Raw genomic sequence first — 21,445 nt, forward strand, 5'->3', positions numbered from 1 at the left:
GTTTTTTGTGGTACATGGCAGGATTGTTGCATGTCACGGAGCGGATGCGGGAGCATACTGGCGGCATGAAGCAGATCAGGGTTGAATTGATCAACACCGGGACGGAAATTTTACTGGGGAGCATTGTGAATACGAATGCCGCGTGGCTGGGCAACAGGCTGTTTGAGGCCGGATTCCGTGTGGAGAGGGAGACCGTGGTTCCCGATGGCTATGCCATTAACGAGGCCATGAGGGAGAGCGCCCGGCGGGCGGATATCGTGATTGTGAGCGGAGGCCTGGGACCGACGAGCGACGATGTGACCAGAGAAGCCCTGTGCGACGTGTGCGGCGTGGACATGCATCGTGACGAGCAGGTGGCGGAGAGGTTGAAGAGCTATTTTGAACGCAGGGGGATTTCCATTGCGGAATGCAATTTCAAACAGGCCATGGTTCCGGACGGCGCCGCGGTGCTGGAGAATTCCAACGGCACGGCGCCCGGCCTGGTGATGCCTGCCAGCGGTTCCCTTCCCATGTTCATCCTGCTGCCCGGACCTCCGTCGGAGTTGAAACCGATGGTGGAGCAGTCAGTGATGCCGCTTCTGGAAGATCTGGCGGATGAGGATATTCCACATCTGCGCGTTTTCCGGCTGGTAGGAATCGGGGAGAGCGACCTTCAGGAGCTGGTGGATGATTCCCTGCACCAGGTGGAGGGACTGGAGGTGGCGTATTGCGCGCGCATCGGAGAGGTGGATGTGCGCCTGGTGGGCAGTGAAGTGGCGCTGAAACAGGGGGAGGCGCGCCTGCGCATCCTGGCAGGAGCGTATATGCTGACTCCCGCGGGAGTATCCCTGGAGAAGGCGGTGGTGCTCCATCTGGCGGAACAGGGGTTGAAGGTGGCGACGGCGGAAAGCTGCACCGGCGGCCTGATTGCCAAGAGGATTACGGATGTGCCGGGTTCCTCCGGCGTTTTTGAGTTCGGCTGGGTGACTTACGCCGACCGGGCAAAGACGAAGATGCTGGGGGTGCCGGAGGATATCCTGAAGCTTCACGGAGCGGTAAGCGAACCCGTGGTGAAAGCGATGGCGAAGGGGGCCCTGGACCGTTCCGGTGCCGGTGTGGCGGTTGCCGTCAGCGGCATTGCGGGGCCGGGAGGCGGCACGCCGGAAAAACCTGTGGGTACCGTATGGCTCGCCTGGGCTTTCCGGGGGGGAGAGACGCGGACGGAGATGATGCTTTATCCGCGGGACCGAGGGTCTTTCCGGCAGATGGTTTCCCAGAAGGCCCTGGCGGGGCTTCTGGACGCCAGAAGAAGGGAGCAGGTTACGGAATGAGGAACCACACAGGGAGCACTCCGGCTTCATGTAGCCCGCTGATGAATTCAAAGATGCCGATGAACCAGATGAACCACAGCGCGTCCACGATGTTGTGCGTGAAGGTGGCAGGATTAACGGAGTAGGTTGCGGGCGGCGGCTTCAGCCGCGATAGGGAGGGAATGAAGGAGGGGACGCTCCGGCAGTAGTTCCGGTAGGCGTCTCCGAAGAGTGAGATGAGCCGTTCCTGTTCCTTCCTGATGATGGACGGGTAGTAAATGCCGAAGGCCAATGCCGTCAGCAGGGGGACCGTGAAGGTTTCCGTGGCGCACGCTACGCCTATGCCGCCGATGAAGCTGAAGAAGTAAAGCGGGTTGCGGCACATGGAGTACGGCCCTTCAATGACAAGGACGTTGTTTTTATAACCAGCAATGTAGAGGGAGCACCAGATGCGCCCGAAGGCGCCTATGCCGGCCATGAAACAGGCCAGGAGCATGAGGCTTTCTTCTATGAGCGGGGACATTTCCCACCGGGATTCTCCAAAGAGCAGGGCGCAGCCGATAGCCAGGCCGAAGAGGAGTGAGATGAGTGTGCGGAAGCGCTCGTTGAGTGATTTTGCGTGAGCTTGCATAATGCTGAATAAAGGGTAATGGAAAGATGTTACGGCCTCCGGCAATGGCGTGAAGATATTTTCCGTGACGTTTCCGTCACCCGCCCGGCGAATGCAAAAGAGGCTGTACGCATTAGCGTACAGCCTCTTGAAGAAAAAATGGGATTCCGGAAATCAGGCGCGCCTGCGGCGCAGCATCAGAGCTGCCAGCCCCAGCAGGCTGAGGGTAGCCGTGGCGGGTTCCGGCACGACGCCCGCTACTACGTATTGCACCTTGACGTCTCCGTTTTCCGTGTAGAGGTAGTATTGGCCCTGATAGTCCGCTGCATTTCCTTCCATGAGGCCGGAGGCCTTGGTCAGCGCGCTGCCGTCTTCAGCGGTAAAGTCCCCCAGGGAGATGGACCCGCCGTCAAAACCGGCGGAGGTGACCAGCGTGCGGGTAACGAACTGGAATTCTCCCACAGTCAGGTCCGTGGATGTGGTGGCCAGCAGTCCGGAGACGGAGAAGCTGGACGCGCCCCAGATTTTCTGGTTGACGTTCATGATGCCTCCAATACCGAAGACAAGCCGTGCGCCATTGCCGCCGGGATCAATGCCGCAGACGGTGAGGTTGAGGGTTCCGTCAAGGGTGATGTCACTGCTTTTGAAGTCCACTTGCCCGAGGTTCAGGGTGGAACCGGAGCCGACCGTTACATTCCCCGTATAGCGGGTGCCGCCGACGGTAACGTTGCTGTTGCCCGTAACGGTGATGCCGCCGCCGTCGGAGGTGTCCACCATGGCGCCGTTGACGTTGACGGTTCCGGCATTGTTGAAGATGACATCCGGGCCCTGGCCGTTGCCGCGGCTGGGAATGCCGTTGCTCCAGTTGCCCGCGTTGCCCAGTTCATAGGTGTTGCCTTCCGTAGGGCCGGCCCCACCGGTCCATTCCGTGACCATGCTGGCGGCATTGGCGCAAACGCACAATCCGCAGAGCAGGGCGGCGATAGATAAGGTTTTTTTCATATTAAAACAGAAATGACTTGATAAGTAAGCCCAGAAGAGACGCTGGCGCTGCAATGAGGCTACCGGATTTACAATCCGTCACGGTCTGAAACCGGAGAAATGTCCATCTCCTTACAGGGAGTACCGCATACCTTGCGGCAATTGAAATACGTGTGCCCGTCAGGACGTACCGGCTTCCAGGAAAGAGAGTTCGCTAACGCTCCCTTTCAAATTCAAATGCCGCAGAAGCCTGCGGCATTCCTCGCCCCAGTCCGACAGCTCCCGACGGGTCCCCATCTCTTATAAACAGCTCCTCATAGGCGGAGGGGCGTCATCGCAAGTTCTTTTCCCTTAGAATCACAGCTTGACTCCGGATTGTAAATCCGCAGAAATTTGAAGCTCGGAAGGGATTTTATTCGTTTTCCTGGTCGTGTTCATCCGCTTCACGGGTGGAGAAGCGCATGAGTTCCGCTTCAAAGTGGAGCGGCACGTCCCCGGTGGGGCCGTTGCGGTTTTTAGCCAGGTGCAGGTTGGCCCGTCCGGCCATCTGCTGGCGTTTTTCCTCATCTTCCGCATAGTAGGCGGAGCGGTAGAGTAGCCCGATCATGTCGGCATCCTGTTCGATGGAGCCGGATTCACGCAGGTCGGAGATGCGGGGCACGCCCAGGCTGGCGCCCGTACGGCTTTCCGGTCCGCGGTTGAGCTGGGCCAGGACGATGACGGGCACTTTGAGTTCCTTCGCCAGGGCCTTGAGGCCGGCGGAGATTTCCGCCACTTCTCGTTCGCGGCTGTTGGCGGCCTGCTTGGAGTGGGAGCGCATGAGCTGGAGGTAGTCCACGCCGATGGCGGCCAGGCCGCCCTGGTCCCGCATGACGCGGCGCGCCTTGGCCCGGAGTTCGTTGATGGAGATGGCAGCCGTGTCGTCAATGACAAGCTGGGAGGCCCCCACTTCCTTGACCGCCTGCTTGAAGTGCTTCATTTCAAGCTGGGTGAGGTTGCCCCTCTTGATGATTTCCCGGCTGCGGACCCCGGAGCGGGCGAAGAGAAGGCGTTCCACGATCTGGACCGCGGGCATTTCACAGGAGAAGAGCAGAGTGGGCTTTTTTTCATTCAGCGCAATGTGCTCGACGATGTTGAGCAGGAAGGAGGTTTTACCCATGGAGGGACGGGCGGCGATGATGAACATGTCCCCAGGCTTGAGGCCGTTGCTTTTTTTGTCCAGTTCTTCAAAACCCGTGGTCAGCCCCTGGATCTGTCCCTTGCTGGCAATGAATTTTTCAAAGTTGGTGACAGCCTGCTTGAGGATGCTTGCCAGGCTTTGTTCGTCCTTGGCGCTGTTGTAGCGTTCCCGTATCTGGAAGATGTGGGTTTCCACGGAGTCCAGCAGTTCCGCCACGTCGTCCGGATTGTCAAAGGCCTGGGTGGTGGACCGGGTGGCGATGTCAATGATGGAGCGGAGAATGAATTTGTCCTTCAGGACGTTGAGGTAGTGCTCAAAGTAGGCTCCGGTGGTGGTGAAGGTGTAGATTTCTGCCAGGCCCGCGCTTCCGCCCACCGCTTCCAATTGGTGCATGTCTTCCAGGGCCTGGGTGATGGAAACGATGTCGATGGGCTCGTTTTTATTGTAACGGGTCTGGAAGAGGCGCCAGAGCAGTTTATGCGCGGGCAGGTAGAAGTAGTCCTCCGTCATGCCGATGGTCACGCACTGGCCCACGTAGGTGGCGGGGTCCATGGCCATGAGGGCCAGCACGCCTTTTTCCGGGCCAGGAGCCTGCGGAATGTCCCTGAGGTCCAGGGCCGGGGCTTTGCGGGGGGCCTTGGTCAGTTCCAGCGGGGAGGCGGCGGTGATGGTTTCCGTAGTTTCCATGATGCGGCGGCGGGATGGGTGGCATCCGGCTGGAAAGGAATAGCACAACGAAGGGCGGCGGGCAATAGGCAACGTCGTAAATTCAGAAAAGCCTCGTTCCGTCAGAGGGACGTTCCACCGTTGTTTTCCCGTTCCTTCCTCAGTCTCAACTGGCCGCAGGCGGCGTTGATGTCATGGCCTTTTTCATACCGCATGGTAACGGGGATGCGCGCCTTGTGGACGGCGTCCCGGAAGGCGCGGCAGCGGCTCTCCGCAGGGCGTTCCCATGGGAGCCCCTCCACAGTGTTGTATGGAATGAGGTTGACCTTGGCATGCAGGCGCTTGGCGATCCGGACGAGATGGGATGCGTCGTTCAGGGAGTCGTTCACGTCCCGGATGAGGATGTATTCCAGCGTGGGCATCTGGTTCCTGTCCTTCCCCCATTCCTCCAACGCGGGAATGAGCTGGGAGAGGGGCCATTTTTTGTTGACTGGCATGATCTGGTCGCGCACCTCGTCCGTGGCTCCGTGCAGGGAGACGGCCAGACGGATTTGCCTGGGATAGGCGGCCAGTTTTTTCAGGCCGGGAACAAAGCCTGACGTGGAGATGGTGATGTGGCGCGCGCCTATTTCCAGCCCGCGGTGGGAGGTGATGATTTCCAGGGCGTCCTCCAGGTTGTCGAAGTTGGAGAGCGGTTCCCCCATGCCCATGAAGACGAGGTTGTTGACCCGTTTTCCGGCGATGGTTTCCGCAGAGAGGATTTGCCCGATGATTTCCCCGGTCGTGAGGTTGCGTTTGAGGCCCAGCAGGCCGGAGGCGCAGAATTTGCAGCCGAAGGCGCAGCCCACCTGGGAGGAAACGCAGAGGGTGATGCGGTCCGCCTGTTCCCCGTTTTCCGCAGCGGCGGCGGGAATGATGACGGATTCCACCAGACTGCCGTCTTCCATTCTGGTCAGGAATTTCCGTGTGGTGTCCGCAGAGCCGTGGACTTCCACGATTTCCGGTGTGTGGAAACGGAAGTTTTCCGACAGCAGGTTTCTGAGCGCCGGGGGAAGGTTGGTCATCGCGTCAAAGGAGGTGACGCGTTTGCGCCATACCCAGTCCAGGACCTGCTGGGCACGGAATTTGGTGTGGCCGCGTTCCGTCAGGAAGGCGAGCAGCTTTTCCTCCGTCTGGGCAGTAATGAGGGGAAGAGAGGGCATGGGGTTGAACGGACCCGTTACAGCAGGGAATCCACGTAGCGGTCCCGGTTGAAGGGTTCAAAGTCTTCAGCTCCTTCCCCGGTTCCCAGAAAGGCAGGGGAGATGTGCATTTCATCCATGATGGCTACGGCCACGCCGCCTTTTCCGGAGCCATCCATCTTGGTGATAATGACGGAGTCCAGGGGAGTGGCCTTGTGGAATTCCCTGGCCTGGGCCAGGGCGTTCGCGCCCGTGGTGGCGTCCACCACCAGCAGGGTGCGGTGGGGGGCCGCTGCATCTTGCTTGGCGAGGGTGCGGCGGATTTTGGAGAGTTCCTCCATAAGGTTGTGGCGCGTGTGCAGGCGCCCCGCGGTATCGCAGATAAGGTATTGGAAGCCTTCCCGGATGGCCTGAGTGTGAGCCTCATAGCAAACGGAGGCCGGGTCCTGGTTGGGCGCTCCCTTGTAGATGGGAATTCCCAGCTTGTCCGCCCAGCTCTGGAGCTGTTCCACGGCGGCGGCACGGAAGGTGTCCGCCGCGGCCAGGAGAACGCGGGAGCCCTGTTTTTGCAGCAGGTGGCCCAGTTTGGCGGCGGAGGTGGTTTTTCCCGTGCCGTTGACGCCTACGACCAGAATGACCAGCGGCTTTCCCTCCGGAGGAGCGGGCAGGGACGGAGCGGTAGCAGGAAAGGCCTGGCGGAGGACTTCACGGGTGGCTTCCACCAGGTTTTCCGCATCCAGTCCCTTGCTTTCCCTCAGTTGGTCCGCAATGTTCATGGCGCGCCGGATGCCGATGTCCGCAGTAACCAGGTCCGCTTCCAGTTCATCCCAGTCTATCCGGGAACCGCGGGAGAATTTGGTGAAGAGTTTTTTAAAGAATCCAGCCATGGTACAGGGTAGTGGTTACGCCGGGCGTTCCGTTTTTGAGATGCCGGCCAGCACGCCGTTGACGAAGCGGGGGGATTCCGCGGAGGAGAAGCGTTCCGCCAGGCGGATGGCTTCCGAGATGACGATGGGGGCGGCCAGGTCTTTGCGGTGAAGGAGTTCGTAGGCGCCCAGGCGCAGGATGGCGCGGTCAATGGCGCTGACGCGTTCCGGAGAGTAGTTTTCCAGGGTGCCGTTGATGGCGGCGTCCAGTTCGTCCCGGCGGCGCAGAATGTCTTCTCCCAGGGCTTTGGCTTCACGGTAGAGTTCATCCGCATCCTTTCCGGCTTCCACCACTTTTTTCATTTCCGCCAGGGAGGGGCGGCCGTCCGGGTGGATGAGGCAGTTGATGCGGTCGTTGATTTCCTGGAGCTTGTTGCAGGAGGAAACAAGGGGAGCCCAGATGCCGTTGTAGGCAGGGAAGTCCTTGAGGGCATCCAGCAGGCGGCGGCGCATCTGCATCAGGGTGGTGTTGAGTTCCTGCGCGGCGTCACAGGCGGCGGAAAGCGCGCCTTTGTCATTGGAGGGGTCTTCGTACAGGTTTTTTTTCAGTTGGAGCAGGGAGGCGTTGAATTCCCCTTCCTTGACCAGCAGGTCCTGGAGCAGGTCGCGGACGGGCAGGGTGAGGGGGTCGTGCTGAAGCTTGTCCGCCGTTTCCCGCGCACGGGTGACGAAGAGGCGCAGCTTGTCCGGATAGTCCCGGGTCAGGTGGCCGGAGACGGCCTTGGCCCTGAGCTTGCAGTAGTCCCCGCGGAAGGGTTCCATCAGGATGTCCCAGATGCCTTCGTCCTGTTCCTGCTCCTCTTCCGGAGTCTGGGAGGTGGCGTAGAGGTATTGGAGGGCTGCTTGTCTGATTTGGTTGCGTGAGAGCATGGCGGTAGAGAAGAGAGAGGGAGGATGTGCCTTATTGCCGGGAGAGGGAGTTGAGGAAGAGTTCCGCCATGCGGGCTGCGGTGCGGGCCGCTTCCCGGCCGCGGTTGAGCTGGGAGGCGATGCAGCGGGCAAAGGCCTGCTTTTCATCGTTCAGGAGAAGGACTTCATGAATGACGGGCGTGGTGAATTCCAGCGCGAGCCGCATCAGGGCCTGCGTGATGGTGGACCCGATGAGGTCCGCGTGGTCCGTGCTGCCGCGCAGGATGACTCCCAGGGCCACCACGGCGTCCGGGCGTTTTTCCGGAGAGCGGGAGAGAACGGATTTGATGGTGACCGGGATTTCAAAGGCTCCCGGTACGCGGATGATTTCCAGCCGGACTGCGGGGAGCACGGCTTCCAGTTCTTCCGAGCAGTTGTCTACCAGGGCCTGGGTGTATTGCTCATTGTATTCCGAGGCGACGATGCTGATTTTGGCGCGCGTGCCCGTGGCGCGCTGGCGGCGTGGAAGTTCCGTGGACATGGAGGGATGGGATGGAGTGGGAGTTTACAGGATGTGGCCCAGCTTGCATTTTTTGGTAGCCAGGTATTTGCTGTTTTGTTCGTTGGGGGGGATGACGAGGGGAACCTGTTCCGTGATTTTAATGCCGAAGCCTTCCAGCCCCACGATTTTCCGGGGGTTGTTGGTGAGCAGGCGCAATTGGTCCGCTCCCAGGTCATGCAGAATCTGGGCGCCGATGCCGTAGTCGCGAAGGTCGTCCGGGTAGCCGAGCTTGAGGTTGGCTTCCACAGTGTCCAGCCCCTGTTCCTGGAGCTTGTAGGCCTTGAGTTTTGCCGCCAGGCCGATGCCGCGGCCTTCCTGGCGCAGGTAGAGGAGCACGCCGCCTTCCTGCGCAATGCGGCGCATGGCGGTGTGGAGCTGGCTGCCGCAGTCGCACCGGCGGGAGCCGAAGACGTCCCCCGTAAGGCATTCGCTGTGCACGCGCACCAGCGTGGGCTTGTCCGGGGAGATTTCCCCGTGCACCAGGGCCAGGTGAAGGGCTCCGTCCAGATGGGATTCATAGAGGTGGCAAATGAAGTCGCCGTAGTCCGTGGGCATCTTGACGGTTTCCACCAGGCGTATCTGCTTTTCCTTGGCCCGGCGGTATTCGATAAGCTGGGCCACGGTGCAGGCTTTCAGGCCATGTTTTTTCTGGAAGCCGCCCAGGTCGCCGGTGCGGGCCATGGTGCCGTCTTCCTTCATGATTTCACAGCAGACGCCGGCAGGCTGGAGGGCCGCCATGCGCACGAGGTCGATGGTGGCTTCCGTATGGCCGGCGCGGCGCAGCACCCCGCCGGGAACGGCTCGGAGAGGGAAGGTATGGCCTGGCTGCACAAAGTCATTGACGGTGGCCTTGGGGTCCGCCAGCGTGCGGATGGTCAGGGCGCGTTCCGCGGCGCTGATGCCCGTGGTGATGTCATGGGCCGCATCCACAGAGACGGTGAAGGCGGTGGACATGTTTTCCCGGTTGACGGAGGTCATGAGCGGGAGCTGGAGGGCGTCCGCCCGTTCCGGGGAAAGCGGGGCGCAGACGAGGCCCCTGGCGTGGGTGACCATGAAGTTGATGGCTTCCGTCGTAGCGAATTCGGCGGCAATGATGAGGTCAGCCTCGTTTTCACGACCGGGGTCGTCCGTAACGATGATCATCCGTCCCTGCCGTATTTCTTCCACGGCTTCGTCAACGGTGCAGAATTGAAGTTGGTTGTCCATAAAGGGGGTGAAAGGAGAGGAGGTTATTTTTGCTTTTTGGCCCAGGAGTCCTTAAGGGCCACGGTGCGGTTGAAGACGGCGCGTTTGCCCGGTACATGGTCCCTGCGGTCCGCCACAAAGTAGCCGAGGCGTTCAAACTGGCAGCGGAATTCAGGTTCCGCTTCAGCCAGGGATGGTTCCAGCTTGGCGTTCGTGATGACGGTCAGGGAGCTGGGATTCATGACGGAGAGGAAACCTTCTTCCGCGGCATCCGGGTTTTCTTCCGTGAAGAGGCGGTCGTAGATGCGGATTTCACCGTCCACGGCGTCCCTGGTGCTTACCCAGTGGATGGCCGCCCGGCACTGGATTCCTTCCGGAGGGTTGGAGCCGATGGTGCCGGGGATATGCTCGCAGAAGATTTCCGTGATGTTTCCGTCCGCATCCTGCCGGTAGTCCGTACAGGTGATGCAGTAGCCGCCGCGGAGGCGCACTGTGCGGCCGGGAGCCAGTCGGAAGTATTTCTTGGGCGGGTCCAGCATGAAGTCGTCCCGTTCAATCCAGACTTCCCGGGTGATGGGAAGACGGCGGGTTCCTTCCTCCGGTTTTTCCGGATTGTTCAGCACTTCCGCCATTTCCTCCGAGCCTTCCGGCAGAGTAGTGATGGTTACCTTGAGGGGATTGAGCACGGCCATGCGGCGCGGAGCGTTGGCGTTCAGGTCTTCCCTTACGCTGTATTCCAGCAGGGCCACGTCCGTGAAGCCGTTGAATTTGGTGATGCCTATGGTCTGGCAGAAGTTGCGGATGGCGGCGGGCGTGTAGCCGCGGCGGCGCATGCCGGAGACGGTGGGCATCCGGGGATCGTCCCAGCCGCTGACGTGCCCTTCCTGCACCAGCTGGAGCAGCTTGCGCTTGCTCATGACGGTGTAGGTGAGGTTGAGGCGGGCGAATTCCGTCTGGCGCGGGCGTGCCGGCACGGGGCAGTTTTCAATCACCCAGTCGTACAGGGGACGGTGGTTTTCAAATTCCAGCGTGCAGAGGGAGTGGGTGATGTGCTCGTAGGCATCCTCCAGCGGGTGGGCGAAGTCGTACATGGGATAGATGCACCATGTGCCGCCCGTGTTGTGGTGTTCCGCGAACATGATGCGGTACAGCACGGGGTCCCGCATGTTCATGTTGCTGGAGGCCATGTCTATTTTGGCGCGCAGAATGGCTTTTCCTTCCGGGATTTCCCCGTTTTTCATGGCCTGAAAGCGTGCCAGGTTTTCTTCCACGGAACGGTTCCGGTAGGGGGATTCCTGGCCGGGCACGTTCACGTTGCCGCGCTGGGCGCGTATTTCCTCCACCGTCTGTTCGTCCACGTAGGCCAGTCCCTTGTTGATGAGGGCGACGGCGCATTCGTAAAAGAAATCGAACATGTTGCTGGCAAAAAAGAGATTGTCCCCCCAGTCGAAGCCCAGCCAGCGGATGTCTTCCTGGATGCTGTCCACATATTCCTGGTCTTCCTTGCTGGGGTTGGTGTCGTCAAAGCGCAGGTGGCAGCGCGCGCCCGGAAATTCCTGGGCGATACCGAAATTGAGGCAGATGGATTTGGCATGTCCGATATGGAGGTAACCATTGGGTTCCGGAGGAAAGCGGGTTACCGGTGCCTGATGCTTGCCGGAGGCAAGGTCATCAGAAATCATATCGCGGATGAAATCTCGGCGTTCGGCAGGCTGCAATGACATGGCGAAAATTCTACTACCAAATTTCCTTCTCTGCAAGCGTGTTCACTCGGAATGACATGGGGAGGAATACGGCGGATAAAGAGAGTTTTTTATCTTTTCCCGGAAGGCACCGGTTATAAAATTTAAATAATTTATATATAGGAATGTTTGGGAATGTGGATTTCTGATGAAGGTTGGCTAAAAAATCCCCAGTCTTTTACTAGGAAAAAATGTTGTCGGCCGCTTCGCCTTGTGTTCAAGGTTCTGAGGAATGGTTGTCAGTTATAGAATATTTTAAATGTAAGATACCTAGGTTAAATTTAAAGTTCAGGAAAAAAGAGGTGGAACAGGATGGTTCGGGAAAGCGGCTGAGCTGGAGTTCAATGGGACATCCTTGAAAATTTATGCAGAATAACCGGCAAAAGGAAAGTTTGAAAGACAGGTATTGCAAAAGAATCAAAAACGTGCATATTGAACTCCGGTGAATCTGAATTGTCCACAGTGCAAACGACATATCAATGTTCCTTCCGCTGCGGAGGGTTCCATGGTGAATTGCAGCAAATGCGGCCATGAGTTTCTTTGCGACAGGGAAAAGCTGATCCCCAAGAAGCCTTTTGCCAGGGCGAAGAAGGCCGTTACCGTGCATACCCCCAAAGACCGCCGGGAGGCCATTCAGAGCGCCTTGATGGAAACGGGGCTGATTCAACTGATGTGCCTTTGCGCCTCCCTGGTCATCGCCGCCGGCTGCGTCTGGCTTTTTTACAATGCCTCTTCCGAGATGGACGGGACCTTTTTCCTTTCCATGCTGCAGCAGCCTCAGCAAAAGGCGTTCGCCCTGTTTTTCGCCTGTCTTGCGGGGGGCTTGATGGCCTGCGCCGGACGCAGGCACAAGATTGTTTTCATTTTGCTGGGCTTTCTGGTGGCGGGGGGCATTGCCTCCCTGCCTTTCGTGTATCCGGTCAAAATGAATCCCTCCCTGCTCGGCGGGAAGGAAGCGGTCGCCCAGGCTGAGGAGGAGGAAGGCGTCTCCGGCTTTACCAGCATGAGCCTGGAACAACTGGCCGAACAGAACGCTTCCGTTCAGAATTACGGGGAAGGGGATTTGAAGCCCCTGTTTGCCGCCATTGACCGGAAAGAGGCCCAGGGTGTTCTGGGCGTGTGGGTGGTCGGGGTGAATGCGGCCAACCGGGACATGGTGAAGGCGTATTTGAAGAGGATGGCCCAGTCTGAAGACGAGCCGATTTTTTATGACCGCAAAGGCACGGGCGGCGGCTTGTTCGTTATTACTCCTACTCCCATCACGTTTAAGGAGTTTGTGGACGTGGTAGCCAAGATGGGGAACGTGACTTTGCAGGACAAGGAGCATTTCTTTGTGGAAGTGGTTCTGAACCGGGACAAGTTTGAAGCGCGCCCGGCTTCCGCCGCGTTGCAGGATGAACGCCACCAGTATTTCGTACTGGCCAATTTGAAGGAATTGTCCTGTCTGGACATCCGGCGCGTGATTGCCGCGGCAAAGCGTCTGGCTTCCGTGAAGCCGGACAAGATGCGCCATGAAGTTTCCGCCAAGCTGGTGGAGCTTCTCCGGGAGCCGTGGGGGCGTGATGCGGAGTATGTGACCGCTTTGGCTTCCGCCCTCGTCGTGTGGGCGGAGCCGGATAACACGGAGGCGCAGCGCGTGGTTTACTATGTGGCTACGGAGTTGAAGAAGGCGGACTGCGAGATTCCTGCCTCTCTGGTCAGGTTTTTGCTGCACGGTCCGGAGAAGAAGAGCTTTGCGCTGCTTCTGGATGAATGGAAAAAGGATCCCCAGAAGTGGGAGGACGAGTGCAAGGCCGTCGGTCCCACCGGGGAAGCCGACATTATCCGGCTGATGAACGAGTCGGACGATTTTGTGCTGAAACGTTCCGCCGCCCGTATTCTTGGGGAAATCGGTTCGGAGGCTTCCCTGTCCGCGCTAAAGGCTTTCACCCATGACGCCGACAACGAATTGCGCCTGTGCGCGGAGCTGTCCGTAAACCTGATTGAAAAGCGGCTGGGGATAGATTCTTCCGCGAAGAACCCCCAGTAGGGACGGCATCCGTTTCCGGAAGAGGGCGGGAGGTTTTTTATGCCCGGTCTGATTGGGACGCGTCGCACCGCTCTTTTTTCAGCTGAATGGTTCACGGGGCCGGAGGGAAGGCGGCCGCGTTTTTTTCTTTTGCGGCTGTTTTTTCATGAAGATGCGGGGAAAATGGCAAGAGGTGTTTTTGGAGTCATTTTAAACGATCTTCCTTTCCTGTACGGCTTCCTAGTTGTTTCTTTTGTGATATTTTTACCATTTGGGCGCATTTGAGGGGAGGAAAGTTGTTTTTGTCCCGGAAGCGTCTCTTTTTTGGTTGCGGAGAAAAGCCAATTTACTAGAATGCAACGACCATGACAGACCAAGAAAACATGAAGGCCGCCGTTCCGGATGCGGCCAGGCGATACATGCGCTACCTCCTCATCATGGCCGGTTTGGGCGGCCTGCTCTACGGTGTGGACGTCGGCGTGATTGCTGCGGCGCTCCCCTACATTGAGCAGACGGCTGGTTTCAATCCCTCCCAGCTTTCCCAGGTGGTGGCGGCCGTGCTGTTCGGCAGCGTGCTTTCTTCCCTGTTTGCCGGGTATCTGGCGGACAAGTTGGGACGCAAGGCGCTGATTACCGTAGCCGCCGCCCTGTTCACGGTGAGTATTCCCGTGATCTGCCTGTCCCAGGAAGTGTTCGGCATCATGCTGCTGGGCCGTATTCTCCAGGGCGCCAGCGCTGGTATTGTAGGCGTGGTGGTTCCCCTGTACCTGGCTGAGTGTTTGAGCGCGGAATCCCGTGGCAAAGGGACGGGGATGTTCCAGTTCCTGCTGACGGTGGGCCTGGTGTTCGCCGCCGTAGTCGGTCTGCTTGCCGCCAGTTATGTGGGCGGCGTGGAAAATTCCGGCGCGAGCGAGGAAACGCTGACTTCCGCCAAGATTTTTGCGTGGCAGGCCATTTTCTGGGTTTGCGCCGTTCCCGGCCTTTTCCTGTTTTTCGGTTCCTTCCGTTTGAGTGAATCCCCCCGCTACCTGTTCCGCCGCGGCCGCAAGGATGAAGCCATGGCCGTGCTGGTGCGCAGTTATGGAGATGTGCGCGCCAAGGAGGTGTTTGATGAAATGGTCCACATTGAAGAGGAAGAGAAGCAGAAGGCTGAAGAGCTCAAGAAGCAGAGTTCTTCCGGTGAATCCCTTCTTCAGCGCAAGTATGTGTATCCCTTTGTTCTGGCGGTCCTCGTCCTGGCGTTTACGCAGGCCACGGGTATCAACTCCGTGCTGAATTACTCCGTGAAGGTGTTCCAGCAGGCCGGCCTGGAAGGCACCACCGCCAACTGGGCGGACTTCACCATCAAGGTGGTGAACTGCTTGATGACCATCGTCGCCATGATCCTGGTGGACCGCAAGGGCCGCAAGTTCCTGCTCAAGATCGGCACTGCCGGCATTGTGGTGGGTCTGCTCGGCACCGGGTTCCTGTTCAATAATGTGGAAAAAGCCCGCAAGGACGTGACCACGGACGTGGCCGCCCTGCTGGCCGCCCAGAGCCCTTCCGTCCAGAAGGAGTTTGACCAGGGCAAGGACGTAGGCTCCATCCGCACGCTGCAGCTGGAACGCACGCCCGATTCCCCCTTCGTCAAGAACCTGCTTGCCAAGAACGGCATGGGCGACAAGGACATCAACAGGATGCAGCTCATCATCACCTATGACCAGCCGGAAGCCAATCCCGCCTGGTACCAGTTCCTGATGGGTTCTTCCACCCAGCTTTCCGTGGTGGAATTTTCCGAGCTGACCAAGGATGCCAAGGATATCAAGAAGGAAGAGGACAAGGCTTCCCTGGCCGTGATCAAGGCCGTTCCGGATTCCACCAACAAGATGGTGGTGAACGGCAAGGACGGCTATGCCATGAAGCCCGTTTCCATCCTGAAGGCGGAACTGGGCGAGAAGCCGGATACCTCCATGGGCTGGGGCGTGACCGCCTTCTTCATCATCTTCATCGCGTTTTATGCCACTGGCCCCGGCGTGTGCGTCTGGCTGGCCCTGTCCGAACTGATGCCCGCCCGCATCCGTTCCAACGGCATGGCGATTGCGCTGCTGATCAACCAGCTTGTTTCCACGATCATTGCCGGTTCCTTCCTTCCGTGGGTGGGAAGCTGCGGCTATTCCGGCGTGTTCTTTACGCTGGGCGGCATTACGGTGCTGTACTTCATTACGGTGACCTTCTTCCTGCCTGAAACCAAGGGCCGTTCCCTGGAGGAAATCGAAGGCTACTTCACAACAGGCAAGATGCCGGAAGATCTCAAGATGATCGGTGAAGGCATTGAAGCGGAAGAATAATCTTCCCTCCTGTGGTTTTCAAAGCCGCCTCCCCGTCCGGGGGGCGGCTTTTTCATGTTCCGCCAGAGGAAAATGTTTGCTCCATGGCTCCGGAAACCTGGCTGTTCCGGGCTTCCGGCATTTCCGGAAGGAGCATGCCGGGCGTGTTTAAAGACCGGAAGAGGCGGCTTGCGTAAGGTCTCTTTTGTACCGGAGAGGTCCGGGGATGAATCCAGGAACGAGCAGGCCAAGGCTCTGCTGCGGCTCGCTTGAAAGACCCATGGCGGACGGGAACGGCCAGACCCCTTTTTCCGCTTTCACTGGAAAGGAAGATGGCGCTACTCGGTACGCGGTGCTTTTTTCTGTTTGGCCTGCCAGTCTTTAATGGCTTCCGCAATGGGGGGATACCCGTTTTTTATGTGGAAGTCATAGGCGGTCTGGCCGTCATCGTTGCGAAGGGCGGGATTGGCGCCGTTGTCCATGAGGCAAACGGCTATCTCCGGAGAGTTGCAGGCCATCAGCGGCGTCAGGCCGTCCACGTCCGGCTGGTTGGGGTCCGCTCCCGCCTTGATGAGAAGTTCAATGAGGGGGATGAGGCGTTCCGCCGGTTTTTCCTTGGTGCAGACCAGATGCAGGGGGGACTGCTTGCTTTCAAAGAAGCGTTCGTTGACGTCGCAGCCTGCCTTGATGAGCCGTTCGTAAATGGCAGGGGAAAGGCTGAGGAAGCCGACTCCGCGCGCCTGGGCGTTTAACCTGCGCTTGAGGTCCGGAGAACCGGCGTCCAGCAGGGCCAGGGCTATTTTTTCCTGTCCCGGATCAGAGTCATTGAGGGCGGCGGAGTACATGAACGGGGTGACGCCCCACGGTCCCGGCTGGTCCGGGTCGGCCCCGTGCTTGAGCAGGGACTGCACCAGCGGCAGCCTGTCTTCCGCCGTGGAGTTCATGTAAAGGCCCGAGAGGCAGGCCCAGGTGAGGGGGGTGTCTCCCGGTTCCTTAGTGCCGTCATGCATGAAGATGGATTGGGCGTTGACGGGAGCGCCCGCTTCTATCATCCGGATGGCCAGTTGATTCAATCCCAGGGCAATGCAGAGGTGCAGGGGCGTGTTGCGGTCCGGAGCCTGAAGCATGAGGTTGCCAGTCTCCCGGAATTGCTCCAGCATCCGGTAGCACTGGAGGATGGAGTGGAATTCCTGTTGAGCCTCTCCGGCGAACATGATTTCCAGGGGCCAGGAGTCGTGCAGGAAGCGGAGGGTAAGTCCCAGCAGCTTTTCATTTGCCGCTTGGATTTCCTGTTTTTCCGCTTCCGTGAGCTGGATCGTCCTTTCCTCCGCATCCGCCAGGGGGGCGGCTGCGACGGCTGCTGCGGACAGAAGCAGCATGGACCCTGTCATTTGTCTCATGGCATCCTTATAGGGGAAGGAAAGTGGCCTGTCACTTCAAATAAGGGGCATTATCCCAGTTTGGAGAGGCTGACATGGACTGCTTCCACCGTACGGTCAATGTCTTCTTCCGTATGGGCCGTAGAGATGAAGCCCGTTTCATACGGGGAGGGGGCAAAGTAGACGCCCTGTTCCAGCATGTTCCAGAAGAAGGGTTTGAAGAGTTCCTTGGAGGCTTTTTGCGCGGAGTCCAGGTCATAGACTTCCTGCTCCGTGAAGAAGAGGCAGAACATGGAGCCTGCGCGGTGGAAGGTGTAGTTCCTGCCGTGCTTCCGGATGGCCTCGCGGATGCCTTCTTCCAGACGCGCGCCGAGCTGTTCCAGGCGGTCGTAGGCGTTTCCGTCCAGGAGCTCCCGGAGCTGGGCAAGGCCCGCCGCCATGGCGACGGGGTTGCCGGAGAGGGTGCCCGCCTGGTACACGGGGCCGATCGGGGAGAGGCAGTCCATGATTTCCGCACGGCCTCCAAAGGCCCCCACGGGGAGGCCGCCGCCGATGACCTTTCCCATGCAGGTGAGGTCCGGAGTGATGCCGTGAAGCTGCTGCACGCCGCCGGGCGCGACGCGGAAGCCCGTCATGACTTCGTCAAAGATGAGCAGGGAATCGTGCCGGAGCGTGATTTCCCGCAGAAAATGGAGAAAATCGTTCTGCGGGAAGTAAAGCCCTGCGTTGGCCGGGAAGGGCTCCAGGATGACGGCGGCGATGTCGCTCCCATGGAGTTCAAAGGCTTTTTTCACCGCTTCCCGGTCGTTGTAGGGCACCGTAATGGTGAGCTGGGTCATTTCCCTGGGTACGCCTGCGCTGTCCGGTTCTCCGAAGGTGAGCGCCCCGGAGCCCGCCGCCACCAGCAGGGAGTCCACATGGCCGTGGTAGCAGCCGATGAATTTGATGATTTTGCGGCGTCCGGTGTAGCCGCGCGCCAGCCTGATGGCGGACATGGTCGCTTCCGTTCCGGAGTTGACCATGCGCACTTTTTCCACGGAGGGCACCATGCCCGTAATCATTTCCGCCATGTCCACCTCCGCCGGCGCGGGGATGCCGTAGCCCAGCCCCCTGTCCACGGCGGCATGGACGGCGTTCAGAACGGTCTGCGGAGCGTGGCCCAGAATGGCCGGGCCCCAGGTGCCGATGTAGTCAATGAGCTGGCGTCCGTCCGCGTCAGTGATGTAGGCTCCCTTGGCGGATTGGACAAAGAAAGGGTCGCCGTCCACGTTGCGGAAGGCTCTGACGGGGGAGTTGACGCCGCCGGGGATGACGGCGCGCGCGCGGGAGAAGAGCTGGGCGGATTGATTCATGTGCTGAGGGAAGCAAAAAGGGCAAACCTTGAGAAAGGGTTGCCCTCATTGAAATGGGTTCTATTCCCGAACCAATACTGATTTAAGCTTCAGGAGCGGAAGCGGGAGCTTCAGCGGTTTCGGGAGCGGCTTCTTCGCTCTTGTTGCTGTAACGCCATTTTACCTTGTTGCGCTTGCTGGCGGAACGGGCCTTGCGGCGGCGTTCGTCCATCGGGGTTTCAAAGGCGCGGCGGCGGCGCATTTCATCCAGAATGCCTTCAACATCCAGTTTTGTTTTGAGGCGCTTAAGAGCGCGGTCGATAGGTTCACCTTTTCTTACGGTAACTTCACGCATGATTTGTTTTCCTTTTTCTATTCGTCCGGGAACGGGAGACAATACGTAGTGCTTTCCTGCTTACAGGTCAAGATTTTTATCATGGCTGACCCATTTTTTGCCTCTGAAAGAAGGGTTCCGGTGCCCGGGGCGGAGGGGACAGCCTGTCTTGCGCCGTTTTCCGGCTCCGGAACGGGCTTCAACTGTCCTTGCCTTACGGTATGGGGCATGGTAGAAAGGAACGTCTCCCATGAATCGGCTGCATACATTGATTGACGGATTTCCCCGCGTGCGGATTCTCTGCATCGGTGACGTAATGCTGGACAAGTTTCTGTACGGGAGCGTCAGCCGGATTTCCCCGGAGGCTCCGGTTCCCATCATGAAGATGGACCGGGAGACGCGCATGCTGGGCGGCGCGGGCAACGTGGTGACCAACCTGTGCGCACTGGGATGCCGCACCACCTTCGTCAGCGTGGTGGGGAATGACGGCCATGGACGGCAGGTAAGGCGTTTTCTGGAAGAGACGTGCTGCGTTCCGGAGCTGGTGGAGTGCGAAGGGTATGAGACGACCGTGAAGGTCCGTTTTGTGGCGGGGAAGCACCATTTGCTGAGGGCGGACCAGGAACAGCCGCTGCGGATGGTTCCGGAGCTGGCCTCCCGTTTTCTGGAACGGGTGGACGCCTGCCTGCCGGAGGCCGACCTTGTTCTTTTGTCCGATTACGGGAAAGGGCTGTTTGACGGGCAGACAACCCCTGACGTGATCGCCCGGTGCTGTGCGGCGGGCAAGTCCGTGATTGTGGATCCGAAGGGTTCGGATTACTCCCGTTACAAGGGGGCCACGCTGGTGAAGCCCAATATGAAGGAGTTCCAGGAGGCGACCGGGGTGACGCTGAATCCTTCCGCGACAGGCTGGGAAAGGGATGCCATCGCAGGGGCGCAACGGCTGTTTTCCGAGTTCGGCATTGAGAATTTGCTCGTCACCCTGAGCGAGCACGGCATGATTTTCATTCCTTCCTCCAATCCTTCCGATTTTGTCTGCATTCCCACGGAGGCCCGTGAGGTTTTTGACGTGTCCGGAGCGGGGGATACCTCCCTCGCCAGCCTGGGCGCGGCGCTGGCGGCCGGAGCTACGGTGCCGGAGGCCCTGGTGGTGTCCAACGTGGCCGCCGGAATCGTGGTGGGCAAGTTCGGAACGGCCAGCGTGACCGGAGCGGAGCTGAAGAAGGCGCTGGAGGAGAAGGCCCTCAAGGCATCCTCCTGGCATCACCGGAACAATATTCTGACGCCGGAAGCCGCGGCGGAGCTGGCGGAGCGTTTCCGACGGGAGAAGAAGGTGGTGGGGTTTACAAACGGTTGTTTTGACCTGCTGCACCTGGGGCACCTGCATTCCTTCATGAAGGCGCGGGAAGCGTGCGACGTGCTTTTCGTGGGGCTGAATACGGACGCCTCCATCAAGCGGTTGAAGGGAGAGGACAGGCCGATCAATAATGAGGAGATGCGTTCCCTGCTGCTGGCCTCCCTGGATTTTATCGATTACGTGGTGCCGTTTGACGAGGATACGGCGCTGCCGTTGATTGAGAAGTTGCGCCCGGACGTGATCGCCAAGGAGGGCTATCCTCTGGAACGCTGGCCGGAAGGGCAGTACGTCACATCTTACGGGGGACAGGCTCTTGAGCTTCCCCGCCTGGAGGGCTTTTCCTCCACCAATATCATCAACCGCATGAAGAACAGTCCGGAATGAGCGAGTACATCAGGAATCAGATTTTAGGAATAGCGGATAATTTCAAGGCTCTGGCCGCCATGGCCGGAGAGATTGAACAGGTCGCCCGCGTCTGCGCGGATACCCTCAAGGCCGGGAACAAGATCATGTTCTGCGGCAACGGAGGCTCCGCCGCGGATTCCCAGCACCTGGCCGCCGAGCTGGTGGGCCGCTACAAGCTGAACCGTCCCGCCATGAATGCGCTGGCCCTGACGGTGGATACTTCCATCCTGACCGCCGTAGGGAATGATTACGGGTATGAAACGGTCTTTTCCAGGCAATTGCAGGGATTAGGCCGTTCCGGTGACCTGTTGGTGGGGCTTTCCACGAGTGGCAATAGCCAGAACATCGTCCTGGCGATGGAGCTGGCGCGCCGCATGGGCGTCAGGACCGTGGCCCTGACGGGCCAGGGCGGCGGGGAGATGAAAACCGTGGCGGATTTCTGCATTGCCGTTCCTTCCGATGCCACGAACAATATCCAGGAGATGCACATTGCCGTGGGCCATCTGGTCTGCGAGCTGGTTGAGCAGGAAATGTATGGCAGCTAAGGCTCTGTTTCTGGACCGGGACGGCGTGGTCAATGTGGACGGCGGCTACGTGCACCGCATTGAGGATTTTCAGCTGGTTCCCGGTATTCTGGACCTTTGCCGCCGGGCGAAGGAGAAGGGGTATCTGGTGCTGGTGGTGACCAACCAGTCCGGCATAGGCCGCGGCATGTTTACGGAAGGGGATTTCACCCGGCTGACGGAGCATATGAAAGGCGCGTTCAGCGCCGCCGGAGCGGAGATAGCGGATGTGTTCCACTGTCCCAGCGTGGATGACGGCCATCCTGACCGGAAGCCGAATCCCGGCCTGTTTTTGAAAGCCGCCGCCGCCCATGGACTGGATATGGCGGCTTGCGTGTCCGTGGGTGACCGGGAGCGAGACATTCGCGCTGCGCTTGCCGCCGGAGTGGGGCGGAATTTCCTTTTTTCCGCGGAAGATGTCCCGACTCTCGCCACAGCCCGTGTGGAGGCGTTGGAAGAAGTAGCGGCGTGGCTGTAAGCTTGGGAGTGATTGCTCAGGACTGCCCTGTCAGCCCTCCCCGTGTTCCGGCCGCCGGGATGTAATGATGGATGTTCCTGCTTCAAAAAGAAAGCTTTACAAGGGAATGAATA

The 21,445-nt window shown here is 59.3% G+C and carries 19 protein-coding genes; 7 read left to right on the plus strand and 12 right to left on the minus strand.

Annotated elements, in window-relative coordinates; all coding sequences use genetic code 11:
• Positions 1-14 precede the first annotated feature (14 nt).
• The gene (locus M8N44_RS12605; protein WP_102728714.1) at positions 15-1,310 is read left to right on the plus strand and encodes a competence/damage-inducible protein A; all 1,296 of its coding nucleotides are present in this window, start codon (positions 15-17) and stop codon (positions 1,308-1,310) included.
• Here the strand turns inward: M8N44_RS12605 and M8N44_RS12610 are convergent.
• From M8N44_RS12610 to M8N44_RS12650, 9 genes are all read right to left on the minus strand, one after another.
• Entirely contained in the window at positions 1,300-1,920 is a 621-nt protein-coding gene (locus M8N44_RS12610; protein ID WP_215451144.1) for a methyltransferase family protein, read from the minus strand. The two genes, M8N44_RS12605 and M8N44_RS12610, sit on opposite strands and share 11 nt — an antisense overlap.
• A gap of 153 nt (positions 1,921-2,073) precedes the next feature.
• The gene (locus M8N44_RS12615; RefSeq protein WP_102749484.1) at positions 2,074-2,901 is read right to left on the minus strand and encodes a PEP-CTERM sorting domain-containing protein; all 828 of its coding nucleotides are present in this window, start codon (positions 2,899-2,901) and stop codon (positions 2,074-2,076) included.
• A gap of 391 nt (positions 2,902-3,292) precedes the next feature.
• Entirely contained in the window at positions 3,293-4,747 is a 1,455-nt protein-coding gene (gene dnaB, locus M8N44_RS12620) for a replicative DNA helicase (protein ID WP_022396520.1), read from the minus strand.
• 101 nt (positions 4,748-4,848) lie between these two features.
• Positions 4,849-5,928 (minus strand): dual-specificity RNA methyltransferase RlmN, encoded by a 1,080-nt coding sequence (gene rlmN / locus M8N44_RS12625; RefSeq protein WP_102728442.1) that lies wholly within the window; start codon positions 5,926-5,928, stop codon positions 4,849-4,851.
• Between the two features lie 17 nt (positions 5,929-5,945).
• A complete protein-coding gene (ftsY, locus tag M8N44_RS12630) occupies positions 5,946-6,794 on the minus strand; it encodes a signal recognition particle-docking protein FtsY (protein WP_022396522.1) in 849 nt (282 codons plus the stop codon).
• A gap of 15 nt (positions 6,795-6,809) precedes the next feature.
• Positions 6,810-7,703 carry a transcription antitermination factor NusB gene (gene nusB, locus M8N44_RS12635; RefSeq protein WP_102728443.1) on the minus strand — a complete coding sequence of 298 codons (894 nt, stop codon included), beginning with the start codon at positions 7,701-7,703 and terminating at the stop codon, positions 6,810-6,812.
• Between the two features lie 31 nt (positions 7,704-7,734).
• The gene (ribH, locus tag M8N44_RS12640; RefSeq protein ID WP_102728444.1) at positions 7,735-8,223 is read right to left on the minus strand and encodes a 6,7-dimethyl-8-ribityllumazine synthase; all 489 of its coding nucleotides are present in this window, start codon (positions 8,221-8,223) and stop codon (positions 7,735-7,737) included.
• Positions 8,224-8,247: 24 nt separating this feature from the next.
• Positions 8,248-9,450 (minus strand): bifunctional 3,4-dihydroxy-2-butanone-4-phosphate synthase/GTP cyclohydrolase II, encoded by a 1,203-nt coding sequence (locus M8N44_RS12645; protein ID WP_022396525.1) that lies wholly within the window; start codon positions 9,448-9,450, stop codon positions 8,248-8,250.
• A 23-nt stretch (positions 9,451-9,473) separates the two neighbouring features.
• A complete protein-coding gene (locus tag M8N44_RS12650) occupies positions 9,474-11,153 on the minus strand; it encodes a glutamine--tRNA ligase/YqeY domain fusion protein (protein ID WP_102728445.1) in 1,680 nt (559 codons plus the stop codon).
• Between the two features lie 523 nt (positions 11,154-11,676).
• On the opposite strand from M8N44_RS12650, the gene M8N44_RS12655 reads away from it, so the two are divergent.
• The 3 genes from M8N44_RS12655 to M8N44_RS12665 all read left to right on the plus strand — a co-directional run bounded on the left by M8N44_RS12655 (position 11,677) and on the right by M8N44_RS12665 (position 15,506).
• Positions 11,677-13,200, plus strand: coding sequence for a HEAT repeat domain-containing protein (locus M8N44_RS12655; RefSeq protein ID WP_102728446.1), 1,524 nt, complete (start codon positions 11,677-11,679; stop codon positions 13,198-13,200).
• A gap of 39 nt (positions 13,201-13,239) precedes the next feature.
• Entirely contained in the window at positions 13,240-13,464 is a 225-nt protein-coding gene (locus M8N44_RS12660) for a hypothetical protein (RefSeq protein ID WP_146021128.1), read from the plus strand.
• A gap of 80 nt (positions 13,465-13,544) precedes the next feature.
• Entirely contained in the window at positions 13,545-15,506 is a 1,962-nt protein-coding gene (locus M8N44_RS12665; RefSeq protein ID WP_022396528.1) for an MFS transporter, read from the plus strand.
• A gap of 317 nt (positions 15,507-15,823) precedes the next feature.
• On the opposite strand, the gene M8N44_RS12670 is transcribed toward M8N44_RS12665, so the two are convergent.
• From M8N44_RS12670 to rpsU, 3 genes are all read right to left on the minus strand, one after another.
• A complete protein-coding gene (locus M8N44_RS12670) occupies positions 15,824-16,885 on the minus strand; it encodes an ankyrin repeat domain-containing protein (RefSeq protein ID WP_022396529.1) in 1,062 nt (353 codons plus the stop codon).
• Between the two features lie 50 nt (positions 16,886-16,935).
• Positions 16,936-18,216, minus strand: a complete 1,281-nt coding sequence (gene hemL / locus M8N44_RS12675) for a glutamate-1-semialdehyde 2,1-aminomutase (protein ID WP_102728448.1) — start codon at positions 18,214-18,216, stop codon at positions 16,936-16,938.
• Between the two features lie 82 nt (positions 18,217-18,298).
• Positions 18,299-18,550 carry a 30S ribosomal protein S21 gene (gene rpsU / locus M8N44_RS12680; protein WP_022396531.1) on the minus strand — a complete coding sequence of 84 codons (252 nt, stop codon included), beginning with the start codon at positions 18,548-18,550 and terminating at the stop codon, positions 18,299-18,301.
• Positions 18,551-18,779: 229 nt separating this feature from the next.
• Between rpsU and M8N44_RS12685 the strand changes: the two genes are divergently transcribed.
• From M8N44_RS12685 to M8N44_RS12695, 3 genes are read left to right on the plus strand one after another with little or no spacing between them, the layout of a single operon-like run.
• Positions 18,780-20,270: a PfkB family carbohydrate kinase gene (locus M8N44_RS12685; protein ID WP_102721942.1), complete on the plus strand. Its 1,491-nt coding sequence runs from the start codon at positions 18,780-18,782 to the stop codon at positions 20,268-20,270.
• Positions 20,267-20,836, plus strand: coding sequence for a D-sedoheptulose 7-phosphate isomerase (gene gmhA / locus M8N44_RS12690; protein ID WP_102721941.1), 570 nt, complete (start codon positions 20,267-20,269; stop codon positions 20,834-20,836). The genes M8N44_RS12685 and gmhA overlap by 4 nt, the downstream gene beginning before the upstream one ends.
• A complete protein-coding gene (locus tag M8N44_RS12695; protein ID WP_022396534.1) occupies positions 20,826-21,332 on the plus strand; it encodes a D-glycero-alpha-D-manno-heptose-1,7-bisphosphate 7-phosphatase in 507 nt (168 codons plus the stop codon). Before gmhA ends, M8N44_RS12695 begins: the two co-directional genes overlap by 11 nt.
• The last annotated feature ends 113 nt before the right edge of the window (positions 21,333-21,445 follow it).

Source organism: Akkermansia massiliensis, from assembly GCF_023516715.1.
GTDB classification, from domain to species: domain Bacteria; phylum Verrucomicrobiota; class Verrucomicrobiia; order Verrucomicrobiales; family Akkermansiaceae; genus Akkermansia; species Akkermansia massiliensis.